The sequence below is a fragment of the Shewanella basaltis genome, from assembly GCF_023283885.1.
GTDB classification, from domain to species: Bacteria; Pseudomonadota; Gammaproteobacteria; order Enterobacterales; family Shewanellaceae; genus Shewanella; species Shewanella basaltis.
In genome coordinates this window covers 15,948-32,167 of sequence record NZ_JAKILA010000023.1, presented here as the reverse complement: position 1 = coordinate 32,167, position 16,220 = coordinate 15,948, and the positions used below count along the sequence as shown (strand labels likewise).

The window sequence follows — 16,220 nt, the reverse complement described above, 5'->3', positions numbered from 1 at the left end:
TGCAGTATAGACTAAGCGACATTGAACGCATTGATGTCATTAAACATAATCACAATATCAGCCAAACCTGCTTTTAAGCATGCAATGAGTTTTACTCAAAGGCGAGGTTAACGCTGTTAGCATGACAAAGATGAGTTAATGAGCGTTTATTCTCTCAGCTACAAATAACGTTATAGAGACAACCACTTCAGGCCTATACGATCATAAGGATTTGATTACATGACACTTCATTACCTACTTTTCCAGTTAGTGGATCAGGACATTGTTAAGTGAAGCCTTTTTCACGGTTAGTGCCTAGGTTAATCAGTGCAATCTTAATTGTGTTATTACCCTCACCCGCATTGGCTCAAACCACCCCGAGTATCAACTTTATTACTCACTCATTACATCCATTTAGTTACAAAAAAGATGAACAGTTAACAGGGTTTTCTGTTGAGCTTGTCAAAGACATGGCAAAATTACATGGCCTGAGCGCCAATATCGAGCTTTTGCCATTTAATCGCGCGTTTCAACAACTTAAAACACAACCCAATACCGCTCTGTTTGTCATAGCCAAAAGACCCGAGCGCGAAAACGGCATGAAATGGGTTGGCCCTATCATCACCAGTGGTGTCTACTTTTACCAAAAGCGTCACTCAGGGCTTACATTAAAAAACTTAACGGATTTAAAGCGTGTTGCTAAAATTGGAGTGGTACAAGGCAATGCCGACCACACCTATTTAGAAGCAAATGAATTCTCAAATTTAAGTACCGACAAATCGCAAATTCAATCGTTAAAAATGCTCAATCACGGAAGAGTTGATGTTGCTCCAATGAGCGAACTTGTGATGCCATTTTTGGCCAAAGCTGCCAATATTGATGTCAACTCTATAGAGAAAACATCCATTAAACTTTATGATTCGACTTTGTATATTGCTTTTTCAAACGACATCAATGATGAAACCGTGGCACAATGGCAACACGCCTTTGATGAGCTAAAAGCATCGGGTCATTATCAAACGCTATTCCAACGTTACTTCGCAACAGAAGCGCAATAACCACCATCCCCCCAAATAAAAACCTATTCTTAAACAAGGATTAACTTGTTACAAGTTAGCAACAACGCTATTTTATCGCCGATATCATAGACAATAATGCAGTTTATAGCTACACGCTTTCGTTAGATAAAGTCACTTTTTGACAAAGCTACAGCAATCGAAACTTTAAGCCACAATGGCTTTCCTTTCTGATTATTCCGAGTTATCGATTACGAGCCCTCAATTAACACGCGGTTACCCACTAGGCGCAGAAAATCCATTATGGTCGCGATATATGCCGGATTAATAGCACGATTAAACTGACTTTAGTGGTATTGAGCTATTGCAACATCATATGAATATCGCATCACACAGCCATTAACCCGCAAGCGATTTTAGTGTAAACTCGTGGCCAACTTATTAACCGCTAAAAAGCTGCACAACATGACTCAAGCCTTGTTTTACCTTATGCCTGATAATCATAATCAAATGAGTGCATTAGATGCGCTGCATTTGGCCGCTTGTAGGTTAGCTGAACAACATTACCGCCAACAAAAAACCGTCTATATTCACTGCAAAGACAAACAACAAGCCTATGCCATTGACGAGTTATTGTGGCAATTTGAACCAAGCGCCTTTGTGCCACACAATTTAAAGGGCGAAGGCCCGATGACTGGTGCGCCAGTTGAAATCGGTTTTGACACCTTAGGGCCAAATAAAAGTCGCCAAGTTCTGATTAATCTTGCAGACCAAATGCCCAGTTTTGCGGTAAACTTGCCCCATATTATCGATTTTGTCGCTAATGACGATGAACTAAAGCGCATTGCCCGCAATCGCTACCGTCAATATCAACGTGCCGGCATAACCCCTAGCACCCAAGCATTAGCAGAATAAACACTTAATTTAGATAGAGAACATAACGCTCCTATGGAAAAAACATACAACCCAAAGTCTATCGAACAAGCCCTTTACCAAAATTGGGAAGAGCAAGGTTACTTCAAGCCGCATGGCGATGAATCACAAGGCAACTACTGCATCATGATCCCGCCACCGAACGTCACCGGTAGCTTACACATGGGTCATGCATTCCAAGACACAATTATGGATACCCTCACCCGCTATCAGCGTATGAAGGGTAAAAACACCTTGTGGCAAGTCGGTACTGACCACGCAGGTATTGCCACACAAATGTTGGTGGAGCGAAAGCTTGAAGCCGAAGAAGGCAAAACACGCCACGATTTAGGTCGTGATACGTTTATCGACAAAGTATGGGACTGGAAAGCACAATCTGGTGGCACTATTACCAAACAGCTTCGTCGTATGGGCGCCTCTGTTGATTGGGACCGCGAACGTTTTACCATGGACGAAGGTTTATCAAAAGCCGTGCAAGAAGTGTTTGTGCGCCTTTATGATGACGAGTTAATTTATCGTGGCAAACGCCTAGTTAACTGGGATCCAAAGCTACACACCGCGATTTCAGACCTAGAAGTTGAAAACAAAGAAAAGCAAGGCCACATGTGGCACTTCCGCTATCCGTTAGCCCAAGGTGCACTCACTGCCGATGGTAAAGACTATTTAGAAGTCGCCACCACCCGCCCTGAAACCATGTTAGGTGACAGCGCGGTAGCGGTTCATCCAGACGACGAACGTTACCAATCGCTGATTGGCAAATTCATATTATTGCCAATCGTTAATCGTTTAATTCCAATTGTTGCCGATGACTATGTCGACATGGAATTTGGTACTGGCTGTGTAAAAATCACGCCAGCACATGACTTTAACGACTATGAAGTGGGTAAGCGTCATGCATTACCTATGTACAACATCTTCACTTTAGATGCCTCTGTGCGCGCAATGGTTGAAGTCATTAACACCGACGGTACACCAAACAAAGACATCGACATGCCGCTACCTGAGCGTTATGTTGGTCTCGATCGTTTTAAAGCTCGTGACGCTATCGTGGCAGAATTTGACAGCTTAGGTCTGCTAGAAAAAGTCGCGCCACACGGTCTAAAAGTGCCTTATGGCGACCGCAGCGGCGTGGTCATTGAACCATTACTAACAGACCAGTGGTATGTTGCGGTTGAGTCTATGGCCAAAACCGCCATTGAAGCGGTTGAAACCGGCGAAATCAAATTTGTGCCACAGCAATACGAAAACATGTACTTTTCGTGGATGCGCGACATTAACGACTGGTGTATCTCGCGCCAATTATGGTGGGGACACCGTATTCCCGCTTGGTACGATGAAAACGGCAAAGTCTATGTTGGCCGTAACGAAGCAGAAGTGCGCGCAAAACATAAACTTGCCGATTCAGCAGTACTGCGCCAAGACGATGACGTGCTAGATACCTGGTTCAGCTCTGCATTATGGACCTTCTCAACCCTAGGTTGGCCAGACAATGTAGAAGACTTAAAAACCTTCCACCCAACCGACGTGTTGGTGACAGGCTTTGACATCATTTTCTTCTGGGTTGCCCGTATGATCATGATGACCATGCATTTCATTAAAGATGAAAACGGCAAACCACAAGTGCCTTTTAAAACCGTTTACGTAACCGGGCTTATCCGTGACGAAGCCGGTAATAAAATGTCAAAATCTAAAGGCAACGTACTTGACCCGCTCGACATGATTGACGGGATTGAACTCGAAGCCCTCGTTGAAAAACGTACCGGTAATATGATGCAGCCTCAACTGGCCGCAAAAATTGAAAAAAGCACTCGTAAAGAATTTGCCGATGGCATTGAAGCCCACGGTACTGACGCACTGCGCTTTACGTTAGCCGCTATGGCATCAACCGGCCGCGACATTAACTGGGACATGAAACGCCTAGACGGTTACCGCAGCTTCTGTAATAAGTTATGGAACGCATCACGCTACGTGTTGATGAACACCGAAACTCAAACCAACCCAGACAGCGACGAAGCAGGCACACCACTTGATTGTGGCCAAATACTCGTTGATGGCAAACCGGGCAAAATGGAGTTATCACTGGCCGATCGTTGGATTATTGGTTTATTTAATCAAACCGTGAAAACCTTCGACGACCATATGGCTGCGTACCGTTTCGACTTGGCAGCTAACACCTTATACGAGTTCACCTGGAACCAATTCTGTGACTGGTATTTAGAGTTAACTAAGCCGGTAATGCAAAATGGCAGCGATGCACAAATGCGTGGCACCCGCCATACATTAGTGACCGTGCTTGAAAAAATGCAACGCTTAATGCACCCAATCATGCCGTACATTACCGAAACCATTTGGCAGCGGGTTAAACCTTTAGCTGGCGTAACAGGCGACACCTTGATGTTGGCTACATTCCCAACCTATCAAGCAGATCAAGTTGATGCCACAGCAATGGCCGACCTTGAATGGGTTAAGCAAGTGATTGTGGCAGTACGTAACATTCGTGCCGAGCTTAACATTGCCCCTTCTAAGCCGCTTAACGCACTGGTTCGTGGTGTCAGTTATCAAGACCGTATCCGCCTTGAAGCCAACCAAGCTTTCTTTGCAAGCCTTGCCAAGCTCGAAACCATCACAGTGCTTGAAGAAGGTGACAGCGCGCCAATGTCGACGACCCAATTAGTCGGTAACATGGAACTGCTTATCCCAATGGCAGGCTTAATCGATGTTGCCGCCGAAATGGCGCGTATCGACAAACAGCTTGAAAAACTAGCCCAAGAAATTGCCCGTATTGAAGGCAAATTATCTAACGAAGGTTTTGTGGCTAAAGCGCCTGCGGCAGTCATTGATAAAGAACGCGCCAAAATGACTGATTTAACTCGTGATATTGAAAAATTAAACGAGCAAAAAGTCGAATTGGCTAAAATAGAAGCATAATCAATTAGTTAAATTGATACAAAAAACCAGCGACATGTCGCTGGTTTTTTATTTTGCACTTATAGAAAACTTTAATATCCCATTTTGCGTTTTTGCTGTATAAGCTTGCGCCAATATCATCATTCTATTTAATGGGTCAAAACCATGTCTGATAAATTCTTTTTTAAAGGTCGTAGAACCCCAAAGCCAGCCTATGGCGAGAGCGGTTATAACACCAAGCGCACCACCAAACCCGGTACAGAACTGTCGCCATTATTGTTGTCGGTGCAAACCGATGAACGTAAAGCAGAAGTTGCCGCCATGGTTGCTGAGCATAAGCTATTTGCTCACATTACGGTTGATGCAGACAAAGCTGAGAACATTATTGAGCTAACAGGACTGCTAAATAAGCCTAAGTCAGTGAGTTTTGAAGCCAAACCTAATCGCAACGACGTTTGTACCTGCGGTAGCGGCAAAAAGTACAAAAAGTGCTGTGGCGCCTAAATATCGGCTAAAGACACAGCAAATAACAGTAAACAAAGCGGATCTCACGATCCGCTTTTTGTTTTTTGGATATTTTCCCTCAACTTAGGTAGAGTGTCTTGCGTTAACTCAACACACAATAATAAAGGGTGACTTATGAGCACTAATTCGCATTCAGGTAACGACCTGAGTGAAGTAAAACAACTGGGGATGTGGGCATCAATCACTAGCCTCGGTTATATTTTTTGGCTGGTCGGCGGCATGGAGCTGGTTGAACGTATCGCCTATTATGGCGTAAAAGCCTCTGCCGGTTTATATGCTAAATCCCCCGTCTCTGAAGGCGGCCTAGGTATCGACTTACACGACTACGGTATTATTATTGCAGTGTGGGCTATGCTGCAAACCTTTATCCCGGTGTTTACCGGCGGTATTTCAGACCGTGTCGGCTATAAAGAAACCATTTTTGTCTCGACCATCATTAAAATCATGGGTTATCTCACCATGGCGTTTTTCCCAGACTTTTGGGGATTTTTAGCCGGAGCCATGTTGCTTGCCGCTGGTACTGGGGTATTTAAACCCGGTATTCAAGGCACGCTAGTACTGTCAACCAAGCGCGAAAACACCTCAATGGCTTGGGGTATTTTTTATCAAGTGGTTAATATCGGTGGCTTCTTAGGTCCACTGGTCGCTGTGCATATGCGTCAATTATCATGGGACAATGTGTTTTATGCCTGTGCAGCCATTATCTCGCTTAATTTTTTATTTTTATTGGCTTACAAAGAGCCAGGTAAAGATGAACGTCTAGAGCGTGCCAAAAAAATAAAATCAGGCGAAATCCAACAAGAAGCCTTATGGAAAGACGCATTACGAGAGTTAAAAAAGCCTGTTGTCATTTACTACATGTTAGTGTTTGCCGGCTTTTGGTTTTTATATAATTCGTTGTTTGACGTACTGCCTATTCATATTGCCGAATGGGTTGATACCAGCATTATTGTTACCTCATTGTTTGGCCCAGAAGGTACCAGCAATGGCATATTGCAGTTCTGGCTTGGTCTAAACAACGAAGGCACCAAGGTGATGCCTGAAGGTATGTTAAACCTTAACGCTGGTATGATCATGACCACCTGCTTTTTAGTGGCTGCGTTTACGGCTAAATACCGCATTACCACTGCCATGTTGGTAGGGTGTATCTTAAGTATTACTGCCATCATGTTGGTGGGTGCATTTAATGCAGCATGGATGATAGTGTTGGCCATTGCCATGTTCTCTTTTGGCGAAATGATGATTAGCCCAAAGAAAAACGAATTTATGGGCAACATTGCCCCTGAAGGTAAAAAAGCCATGTACCTTGGCTTTGTCATGTTACCGCAAGGGATAGGTTGGACATTAGAAGGCTACTTTGCCCCTAAGCTTTACCAAATTTATGCCTCTAAAGAGATTATCTCGCGCAATGAGTTAGTCAGTCGTGGTATGAGCCAAAGCGACGTTGACGCGATTCCGCAAGGCGAAGCCTTTATGCGTTTAGTCGATTTTACTGGTATAGAAGCACAACCGCTAACCCATATGCTGTATGAAGCCAATAACATCGGTATGGCGTGGTATATCATTGCCGCTATCGGGATTATTTCAGCTGTAGGTATCTTTATTTACGGTAAATGGTTATTGACCATGCAGCGCCAACAAGCGGCAGCCTAATCGCTAATCGCACTCAATGAATGCTGCATACTAATAAACCTGAGCTCGGGATAACAAATGCCTTTCAAACAGTCCTTTGCTCTGCTCACTGCGTTGAATCGACTTACAATAGGCTAGCTATTGACGCGTCAATTAGCCTTGTTAGCAGAACAAATGACAAGCTTGAAAGTGAGAACGGGTAACATGTTGATTTTAAATAGTATAAGTTCATCCCTTATCCCGAGCTCAGGTTAATAAGGGAGGCTACAATGCCTCCCTTTTGCTATCTACGATAAAATGGCGACCATTATTGAGTCTAGAACCTAGGGTCTGTTGATCTTTGCGGGTTGAATTTTGTTCGAGTTAAAAACGTGTTAATCGAGGCGAATGGATTGAAGCCTAGCCACCTAAGCAAAATCTATTCAACAAAGAGTAAAACGTTTTTAGCCGAACCCTGTGGGCAGCGTTTGTTGGTCATTTTTACTGCGTTATCGACTTTTTATGTAGAATAACTACACTTCAACGTCTCTGCCTTGTATAAAAGACCAACAATTTGCTGCAAAAATAACCTTGAAAGATCAACAGACCCTAGAGCGCTACGCTGCTAGAACGCCGCGCGGCTAGAATCTATAAAATCTTAGCAGCGTAGCGACCCTAGCTGCACTTATAAGTGAAAATAAACCAAAAAAGAGGGAGACATTGCTGCCTCCCTCCTGCTTAGCTTCTTAAGTGATGATTAAGAAAAAGTTGTTTTATTGACTCACCTAGTGAGAAGTGGTTGAATGAACTTTATCAAGACCGTAAGTTTTACCCTCAGCATGACATGTTGCACAAGACTCTACAGGTAAATCAGAATCAGTCATTGCATCGCCTTCTACGATGGCACCATTACTCTTAAAGTGAGCAAGTGCGGCACCATTAGAGTGAGCGTGACAGCTACGGCATGACTCAGCTACTGGAGAAATGTAATAACCTGCATTAGTAGACGTTGCACCAACTTTAATCGCACGTTTACCTGAGGTTAATCCACCATCGTCGGCAAAGAATACTGCTCCATCCTTATGGCATGCGGCACAATCCGTTTCATTGCTTGGGTAGCCAATTAGTTCGCCAGTATGATCTCGGTAAATCCCTTCGATTGTGTTCCAGTTACCACTGTGGAAACGGTGTGATACTGTAACCAAGTCTTTGTTATCATAAGAAAGATCTGGAGTCACTACCACAGAACCATCTTCAGCTTTTGTCCATGATTCATCATGGCCTGAAGCGCCGTTAGTTTCGTTGTGACAGTTTTGGCATTGGTCAAAGGTATAAGTACCATGTCGACGACCCTTGATATAATCCAGTGTGCCATGACAAGAGTTACACTTAGCTTCTGTTACCGTAATACGGTCTGCATCGGTTGTGCGCATCAAGTTAACTGTGTCACCAGCAAGATCAAAGTACTTAATTGAAGACGTATTACCTATTGGGTTTTCGTATTCGTACTCTAAGTCATCTTCACCACAGCCAGCAACTTTACCAGATTTAACACACACATTTGCTTCTGAACCAATGTATATCGTGCCAGTTGCTTGTGCATCAGGTACGTCTTTAACGATCGTCAGTACTCCACCAGATAAAGTACCACTCGATAGACTAAGGCTAATGCTTAGGTCACGCCACGAATTCACTTTACCCGTTGCATCTACATTACCAATCAATAAACCATTGGCAGGTAGCATACCCGTTGGGTTACTTGTGGCATTGTAAGCGCCTAAGTTGGTACCATCTGCTACAGCAACACCATTCATGGTTACATTGGCTTTAATTGTCAATGTTTGCATTCCAGCCGTCGCTGACGGTACCGCTGTGATACTGGTAAAGTCTACGGTTAATAAATCAGCATACTCTGCACGTTTACCTACTTTATGTGCGCTTGCAGGACTGAGTCCGCTCACATGGCAATTCATACATTGTGAATCGTCAGCTTGTGGAAGTTCGAAGTCAGAATGACCTTCGCCCGTTTCAAAATTCACCGTGACATGACAGCCAACACACGCTTCACGGTAAATGTTTTCTTTCCACTGATCGCCATTGTCATGACACGCAGTACATTCATTCAATTCCGTTGGGAAGTGAACTTCAGCAAACGCTTCTGCATCACCCTGTAATACACCCCATTCAGCAAGATGCCCACCAGCATGAATAGTATGGATCATGGCATTAAAATTAGGGTTAAAGCCTAATTCAGGGTCGTTTTGGTCGGCTGCATAAGCTGGGTTATGACACGCGACGCAGTTTTCAACTTTTTGGTAGTTATGATGGGCAGCAATTTTTGAAATACGCTTATCACTGTCGTCATACCCAGTTAACTCGCCATGACAATTAATACAAGCTGCATTAGACACTGAATCTTTTTCAGAAACAGCTAACTCGCCTGTTGCAGGAATAAAATCTAGCGGTGTCGATAAAATTTTATCGCTAATGTCATCACCATCAGCATTAACAACATCATAAGCACGTATCATCACGCGCACTAAATCATTAGCGTCGCCATCGGCAAATACCACAGGCGCATTACCTTCATGAGCCCAAGTACCAATGTAGGTTCCAGGGTTTGCCGTATCTTCAACCAGTGTACAAGCATTGACGACAGAACCGTCACGCGCTGTAGTGCTGCCGGTTAAATTACAATACATGCTACTGCCAAAACTATTTGCCAATGTATGGCTGGTCCAAAGCATGGGCGCGCCAGAATCAGTCGTATTAGCTGACTGACTCATCACATATAACGCAACTCGCTCTAAGCCTGAAAAAGGCACGGTTTTGTTGCCAGAGCCTTTACCTGATACCGTAAATTTAATACTAAAAGGATCGCTACCGACCACGACAATGTCTGCTGGGTCCAGTTGCAAGTTAAAGTCGTAAGCATTTTCAACCGTAGAAACGGTAAGCGCTGCAGACGTTCCATCAGCCCCATCTACACCGTCAACGCCATTGACACCATCGGCTCCATCAGCACCATCACTGCCGTCAGAACCACACCCTACAATACCAAAAGCGGCAATAAACGCTGCTGCTAGTATTGTTCTATTATATTTTTTCATCTTAAATCCCCCGATTTAGATTTGTAGGTCTTACACATACAAAATATAAGGATTTAAGTAAAAATACCCGCGTGAGATAGTAAAGCTGTGACGTTTGGTTGCAAATTCGTTAACAGAAATCAGCAGTTTTATTATTGGATATCCTGATAAATGAAAAAGGGAATTTCATTATTTGTAACCCTAAAGAGGTATTTGGTGGGGTGAAATGAATTTAGAAAAGAAAACCAAACAACTTATAAAAATAAACCATTGATTTTTATATACTTAAAATTTCATCTAGCATAACGATTAAAGAGACATCCCTGCCCATTCGTTCATTAACGTCTTGACTGAGCTCACAATAACACTGAACGAGTGATATTGATTATCATTTGCCTCACATCGGCAGAATACCTTCGGTAATGTTCTGCTCGCTCAATTAAACAATAATTTGGCATCGGCATCACTGAGTGAAGTCGTTCAAGTTCTAGTTTCGGTAAGCGCTTTACGCGTAATTGTGGCAGTTGTTCTGCAAAAGAGCCTTCATGGCAAATGGCTAATGACAAACTATTCATGGTTAATATATGCCAATACCACTCCTCTAACTTGCTAACATACTCAATGTCTTCTAATAACAAGCCATTGTTTTGGCAATACAGTTCTAATGGATCAATACGATTATTAAAACCGCGACAGCGTAAATACACCAGCGAATGTTGCACAATATCTTCAATTTTAATGTTATCGGCATTATCCCAAAAAGGGTGTTTCGCATTACCAACAATAGAGATATTGCTCGGACTTGCTATAGGATAAACGTCTAAGCCATGAGAATCTTGGGTATCATAACCAATACCAAAATCTAACTCGCCATTGTAAATCAGCTCTTCTGTGTCAGCTTGCCAACTGTGTAATCTAACTTTACCGACAGTATCTTGAGGGCACTCACTTAACGCTATGGCAACACTGGTAATAATGTTTGGCGAAACAGCAACATGCAATACGCTACGCTGACATTGATTGACGTTTTCTTCAACCGAGCGCTCCATTTGGCTAAACATGTCACAAAGCTGACAAACCGGTTGATATAAACGATCCGCTAATGGCGTTGGCTTAAGCCCCTGTTGACGGCGAAAAAACAGCTCGTCATTAAAGATAATGCGTAACGACGTTAAACAGCGACTAATCTTGGGCGCAGACACAGCCAACTCTTTTGCAGCAAAATTTGCATAACCGGTTTCATAAATGAACTTAAATACCATTAAGCTAAATACATCGAGTTCACTGACTTTTTTTAATGCTTGTAAATCCACGTTTTATCCAACCCGTTGCCGATGAACAGATAAATTAACATGCCACAAACAACAAAAAATTGATCTAGTGCTGAATTATGCAATCTACTTCAGCTTGTGTTAATACACGATACTCTCCCGGCAATAAGGTGTTATCGAGCGTAATGCCCCCTATTGATTCACGATGCAAGGCAACCACAGGATTACGAAAGCGGCCAAACATTCGCTTAATTTGATGATACTTTCCTTCACGCAGCACCACCCTCGCCTGATGAGCAGACAACATCGTTAATTGTGCAGGCTGTGTCGTAATATCTTCAAACGCAAAATACATGCCTTTGGCAAAAGCCTCGATATAGTCATCACTAATCGGATGCGCCAACGTCACAATATACTGCTTAGCCACTTTATGATCTGGTGCCATTAATGCAGCAGACCACTTAGCGTCGTTAGTAATGAGCAACAGCCCCGTCGAATGTAAATCAAGTCGCCCAGCAATATGCAACATGGCAGGGTTAACCCCTTTAAGCAAACTTAATGCCGTTGGGTGCTTGTCATCAATAGTTGCACTAACCACACCGTCTGGTTTATTAAGCATGTAATATTGCTTTTGGTGTTGCTGTAAAACAACGTCATTACACACAATATGACTAAACTCATCAATCTGTAAATCGGGCGATTTAGCCACAGTGCCGTCCACTAAAATGTGATTATTAATCAGGAGTTGACGCACCGCTTTTTTCGACACTTGCAACGCACGTGCAACAAACTGATCTAATCGACCACGCTTAGACGCCATAAAACCTCATTAAGAGTGATACCAATTTCATAAAGAATACCTTATTCTGTAACAGGACTACATTAATAAGGAGTAACATGCTTTCGCAACCTGCTAGTACAGATTTGCGCCCAGAGATGACCACAGCTGAGCTTAAACAGGCTATAAAGTCACTGGATCTATTTTTACAAGACAACATATTTCAAAGTGCAATTAATGACACCTTGAACAAGCGATCGCATTTTTTCGATGCCCTCTTATGCCAACTCTGGCAAACGCTTGAACTCGACAACCGCTTTATTTCTCTTAATGCCGTTGGCGGTTATGGCAGGCAAACCTTACACCCCTTTTCGGATATCGACATCTGCATCATTCATGACGGCGAACTCACGGCTAGCGATGGCACAAAAATCAGTGAATTTTTAACTCAATTATGGGACATCGGCTTAGATTTAGGCCATGCAGTACGAAGTTTAAAAGACACTTATCAAGCCTGTAAAGACGATGTAACCATCGCAACCAGCCTGTTAGAAATTCGCCATTTGTTTGGTCATACCGAGCATCAACAACAAGTATTAAGCGCCTTATACGGCCAAGATTTATGGCAAAGTCAGGCGTTCTTTAACGCCAAACAAAGCGAACAACAAGAACGACACGCCAAAGCCCAAGGTACTGCATTTAGCATCGAGCCCAATTTAAAAACCAGCCCTGGCGGCATACGCGACATTCAAACACTCACCTGGGTGGCCCGTAAACATTTTGGCGTTGCTAACATGCAATCACTTCGTCGTTTTGGTTTTTTAACCAACGACGAATACGCCGAACTAATGGAGTGCCAAAACTTTTTGTTTCGAGTGCGTTTTGCTCTGCACCAGGCGGCACAACGCTCAGAAAACCGCCTGTTACTGCAATATCAAGCTGAAGTGGCTAAATTGATGGGCTTTGGCGACAGCATGTCTATCGGCGAAAGCGGCAGTATTGCCATTGAAAAAATGATGCGTCAGCTATTTAGGGCAATGAAGCGGATTGGCGAATTAAACAAAATTTTAATGGCGTATTTTCATCGCGAAATCATTGAGCAGCTCAACCCCGAGATCATCCCGATTAATGACAACTTTGAAATAGTCGACCAATACATTCACGTGCGTGACGAAACCGTGTTTATCGATCGCACCCAAATCATGGCCTTGTTTGAGTTTATTGCCATTCACCACGACAAAATCGTCGGTATTACCGCAGAAACCCTACGCTTGTTGCGCCAAGTAAGACGTCGACTCATGGGTGACTTGCAAGATTTTCAACGCTGTCGACAACAATTTAAAGCCATTTTTGCCCACCCAGAAGGCATGGGGTTAGCCATTACATTAATGCATCAACACGGCATTTTAGCGTCTTACCTGCCGCAGTGGCGTGAGGTTGTAGGCCAAATGCAGTTTGACTTATTCCATGCCTACACCGTTGATGAACACACCCATAAGGTGCTTAAAAACATTTACGCCTACGGCAAAGACATTAAAAGTCTCGACAAAGACTTAGCTCTGGCGGCAGACATTTACCAAAAAATGTCTAATAAAACTAACTTACTTTTTGCCGCACTATTTCACGATTTAGCCAAAGGACGTGGCGGTGACCACAGCGAACTGGGCGCAGTGGATGCCAGCATGTTTGCCAAGTTTCATGGCCTTAAAGCCTCACAAGAAAAGTTAATCTGTTGGCTAGTAGAAAACCACTTACTGATGTCAATTACCTCACAACGAATGGATATATACGATCCTGAAGTTGTCAATACGTTTGCCCAAAAGGTCGGCACGCTTACTCGGCTAGACGCATTATATTGCCTGACCATTGCCGACATTCAAGCAACCAACGACGACCTATGGAATGACTGGAAAGCCTCTCTGCTTAAGGATTTGTACTTTATCACGCGTAAAGCACTGCGAGGCGGTTTTGAAAACGTATTGCAGATCCGAACCATTGTGCGCGAACACAAGCAAGAAGCACTCAATCTGCTAAGGGCCGATGCCGACACCACCTTAGCCATAAAAAAATTATGGCAGCGTTTACCTATCGCGTTTTTCAGTAATGCCGAAGCCGACGACATTGCCAGATACACCCAAGCAATGTTGCAACATAACCACACACCGACTGAAGATAACCAGTTTAATACCTTAATTTTACTCGACGATGCCGTAGTAAAAGGCTGCAGCGACGTCTTTGTGTACACCAAAGACCGCACAGGACTTTTTGTTAAACTGTTCAACACCTTAGCGGCACTGCGGATTTCAGTTAAACAAGCCCAAATAGCCCGCACTAAAGACGGTTATGTGGTTGAGTCATTTAAGGTGCTCGATTTTGACGAAAAGCCAATCACCAGTGCTCAACGTCGTAAACAAGTACTGAACAAATTACATCAGGTGCTAGACCAAGGCGTTGAACTACCTAAAAAACGAGCATCAAGACGGCATCAAAGTTTTAATAACCACCCAACTATTGAGTTTTTGCATTCACGTAAATCCACGCGCACCCTGGTAAATGTATCAGCGCTGGACACCAGTGAATTTATGGAACAAATCGCCAGTGCATTTCGAGCACTCGACCTTAATATCCATTCTGCCACCATCAGCACTGTGGGTGAGCGAGCAGACAATGTGTTTTCATTGTCTAACAAAGAAGGTCAACAATTAACTCTAATAGAACAACAACAATTGTCTGTAGCACTCGTAAGTTCAATTACCGGTTAACCGCTTATCGTGGTGAGTTTGCAGCAAGCTTTGAGCAAACTCACGACTATGAGATAATCGTAATAACTCCATAGCCTAATAGGTCATCATGTCAGCAGCGTTTAGTTACACAGCCGAGTATGTGCTCGATAAAACCTACTTTGAAGAATGCTTTACTCAGTCGGTTAATACGACACCTAATCTAAAGCAATACAGTAAAACTGCGATATTTACAGTGATTGGTTTAGCCATTTTAATGCAAGAAAGTGTGGGGAAATTACCCAGTAATAGCCAAGAAATGTACTATTTAGGTTACTTTTTTATCGGTTTAGCCGTTGTAGAATGGCTCAGTATTCGCTTTAAAAAAACCTGGTGGTTATGGCGACAAATGATCAGTAAAGCCGCGGGAGATCACGTCAGCTTAACCATAGACGAGAAAGGTATTCACAGTCAGTCTACTCACGTAAACCAACACATTTTATGGACAGATGTGTACCGTATTACGCAAACCGATGCCGGTTTTTTAATTGCACTGCAAAAAAGCACCACCTACTTGTCTAAACGTTGCTTAACGCAAAATGCGATTGATTTTATAGCCAGCAAACAATCGTAGTTTACCCTAATGCCTCGCTAACACGTTGCTGAATATGGCTGAGCAAATCCTGTTCAAACCAAGGGTTGCGGCTCAACCAGATATTATTGCGAGGGCTCGGGTGCGGTAATGGTACAAATAAAGGCCCAAAGCTGCGCCACTGCTTTACCGTTTCGGTGAGCGTTTTGGGCTTGTTAGCGATATCGTCATCACCTAACTCGCTATGGGCTAAAGCATTAATCGTTAAGCGATGCTCACGTAAATAATACTGCTGTGCATATTGGCCAACCAACAACACTAATTTAACCTGAGTTAAGTGTGCCAATAATAACGCGTGCCACTTAGGGGCGCACTCTGGTCTAGGAGGTAAGTCACCCGATTGACCTTTTTTAGCAGTAGTTGCGGTATAACTCCCTGGGTAACAAAAGCCCATAGGCATAATGGCGACCTGCTTAGCATCAAAAAATACCTCACGGCTTACGCCTAACCACTCACGTAACCTATCGCCACTGGCATCATTGAAAGGAATACCCGTTTCATGCACTTTACGCCCAGGCGCCTGACCAATGATCAATATTTTTGCTTGAGGGTCGAGTTGCACCACAGGACGAGTTCCCTGCGCTAAAAAGGGGGCACAAAGCTGGCATTGGCTAACTTGAATAAGTAAAGATTCCATACCTGACATCGATTTTGCTCAATTTAAAAAATCGCTATATCCAAAGGAACTAAGCTGCAGTAGTATTTGTCACAATAACAAAGTTCTCCACAGAAGGAACAA

Annotated in this window: 11 protein-coding genes and 1 pseudogene; 8 read left to right on the top strand and 4 right to left on the bottom strand. The window is 43.4% G+C overall.

Annotation, left to right across the window (positions count from 1 at the left end):
• Positions 1–269: 269 nt before the first annotated feature.
• From L2703_RS15380 to L2703_RS15355, 6 genes and pseudogenes are all read left to right on the top strand, one after another.
• Positions 270–1,037 (top strand): substrate-binding periplasmic protein, encoded by a 768-nt coding sequence (locus L2703_RS15380; RefSeq protein ID WP_248971958.1) that lies wholly within the window; start codon positions 270–272, stop codon positions 1,035–1,037.
• Positions 1,038–1,460: 423 nt separating this feature from the next.
• Positions 1,461–1,910 (top strand): DNA polymerase III subunit chi, encoded by a 450-nt coding sequence (locus L2703_RS15375; protein WP_238107204.1) that lies wholly within the window; start codon positions 1,461–1,463, stop codon positions 1,908–1,910.
• Positions 1,911–1,943: 33 nt separating this feature from the next.
• Positions 1,944–4,856, top strand: coding sequence for a valine--tRNA ligase (locus tag L2703_RS15370; RefSeq protein ID WP_248971957.1), 2,913 nt, complete (start codon positions 1,944–1,946; stop codon positions 4,854–4,856).
• 144 nt (positions 4,857–5,000) lie between these two features.
• Positions 5,001–5,339 carry a PBPRA1643 family SWIM/SEC-C metal-binding motif protein gene (locus tag L2703_RS15365; RefSeq protein WP_248971956.1) on the top strand — a complete coding sequence of 113 codons (339 nt, stop codon included), beginning with the start codon at positions 5,001–5,003 and terminating at the stop codon, positions 5,337–5,339.
• A gap of 135 nt (positions 5,340–5,474) precedes the next feature.
• Positions 5,475–7,013, top strand: a complete 1,539-nt coding sequence (locus L2703_RS15360) for an MFS transporter (protein ID WP_248971955.1) — start codon at positions 5,475–5,477, stop codon at positions 7,011–7,013.
• A 371-nt stretch (positions 7,014–7,384) separates the two neighbouring features.
• Positions 7,385–7,600, top strand: a pseudogene (locus L2703_RS15355) (hypothetical protein).
• 156 nt (positions 7,601–7,756) lie between these two features.
• Here the strand turns inward: L2703_RS15355 and L2703_RS15350 are convergent.
• The 3 genes from L2703_RS15350 to L2703_RS15340 all read right to left on the bottom strand — a co-directional run bounded on the left by L2703_RS15350 (position 7,757) and on the right by L2703_RS15340 (position 12,151).
• On the bottom strand, positions 7,757–10,081 hold the full coding sequence (locus L2703_RS15350; protein WP_248971954.1) for an OmcA/MtrC family decaheme c-type cytochrome: 2,325 nt from the start codon (positions 10,079–10,081) through the stop codon (positions 7,757–7,759).
• A 335-nt stretch (positions 10,082–10,416) separates the two neighbouring features.
• Complete coding sequence (locus L2703_RS15345) at positions 10,417–11,373, bottom strand: LysR family transcriptional regulator (RefSeq protein ID WP_248971953.1); 957 nt, start codon at positions 11,371–11,373, stop codon at positions 10,417–10,419.
• Between the two features lie 64 nt (positions 11,374–11,437).
• Entirely contained in the window at positions 11,438–12,151 is a 714-nt protein-coding gene (locus tag L2703_RS15340) for a 16S rRNA pseudouridine(516) synthase (RefSeq protein WP_248971952.1), read from the bottom strand.
• A 77-nt stretch (positions 12,152–12,228) separates the two neighbouring features.
• Between L2703_RS15340 and glnD the strand changes: the two genes are divergently transcribed.
• Positions 12,229–14,871 (top strand): [protein-PII] uridylyltransferase, encoded by a 2,643-nt coding sequence (gene glnD / locus L2703_RS15335; RefSeq protein WP_248971951.1) that lies wholly within the window; start codon positions 12,229–12,231, stop codon positions 14,869–14,871.
• Between the two features lie 88 nt (positions 14,872–14,959).
• Positions 14,960–15,463: a YcxB family protein gene (locus tag L2703_RS15330; protein ID WP_248971950.1), complete on the top strand. Its 504-nt coding sequence runs from the start codon at positions 14,960–14,962 to the stop codon at positions 15,461–15,463.
• Position 15,464: 1 nt separating this feature from the next.
• Here the strand turns inward: L2703_RS15330 and L2703_RS15325 are convergent, their stop codons facing one another.
• Positions 15,465–16,127, bottom strand: a complete 663-nt coding sequence (locus L2703_RS15325) for a uracil-DNA glycosylase family protein (RefSeq protein WP_428848666.1) — start codon at positions 16,125–16,127, stop codon at positions 15,465–15,467.
• Positions 16,128–16,220 lie beyond the last annotated feature (93 nt).

Excerpts from the sequence above, each read along its gene's own strand:
- L2703_RS15375 (WP_238107204.1), top strand. The coding sequence starts at position 1,461 with ATGACTCAAGCCTTGTTTTACCTTATGCCTGATAATCATAATCAAATG.
- L2703_RS15370 (WP_248971957.1), top strand. The coding sequence starts at position 1,944 with ATGGAAAAAACATACAACCCAAAGTCTATCGAACAAGCCCTTTACCAA.
- L2703_RS15365 (WP_248971956.1), top strand. The coding sequence starts at position 5,001 with ATGTCTGATAAATTCTTTTTTAAAGGTCGTAGAACCCCAAAGCCAGCC.
- L2703_RS15360 (WP_248971955.1), top strand. The coding sequence starts at position 5,475 with ATGAGCACTAATTCGCATTCAGGTAACGACCTGAGTGAAGTAAAACAA.
- L2703_RS15350 (WP_248971954.1), bottom strand. The coding sequence starts at position 10,081 with ATGAAAAAATATAATAGAACAATACTAGCAGCAGCGTTTATTGCCGCT.
- L2703_RS15340 (WP_248971952.1), bottom strand. The coding sequence starts at position 12,151 with ATGGCGTCTAAGCGTGGTCGATTAGATCAGTTTGTTGCACGTGCGTTG.
- glnD (WP_248971951.1), top strand. The coding sequence starts at position 12,229 with ATGCTTTCGCAACCTGCTAGTACAGATTTGCGCCCAGAGATGACCACA.
- L2703_RS15330 (WP_248971950.1), top strand. The coding sequence starts at position 14,960 with ATGTCAGCAGCGTTTAGTTACACAGCCGAGTATGTGCTCGATAAAACC.
- L2703_RS15325 (WP_428848666.1), bottom strand. The coding sequence starts at position 16,127 with ATGTCAGGTATGGAATCTTTACTTATTCAAGTTAGCCAATGCCAGCTT.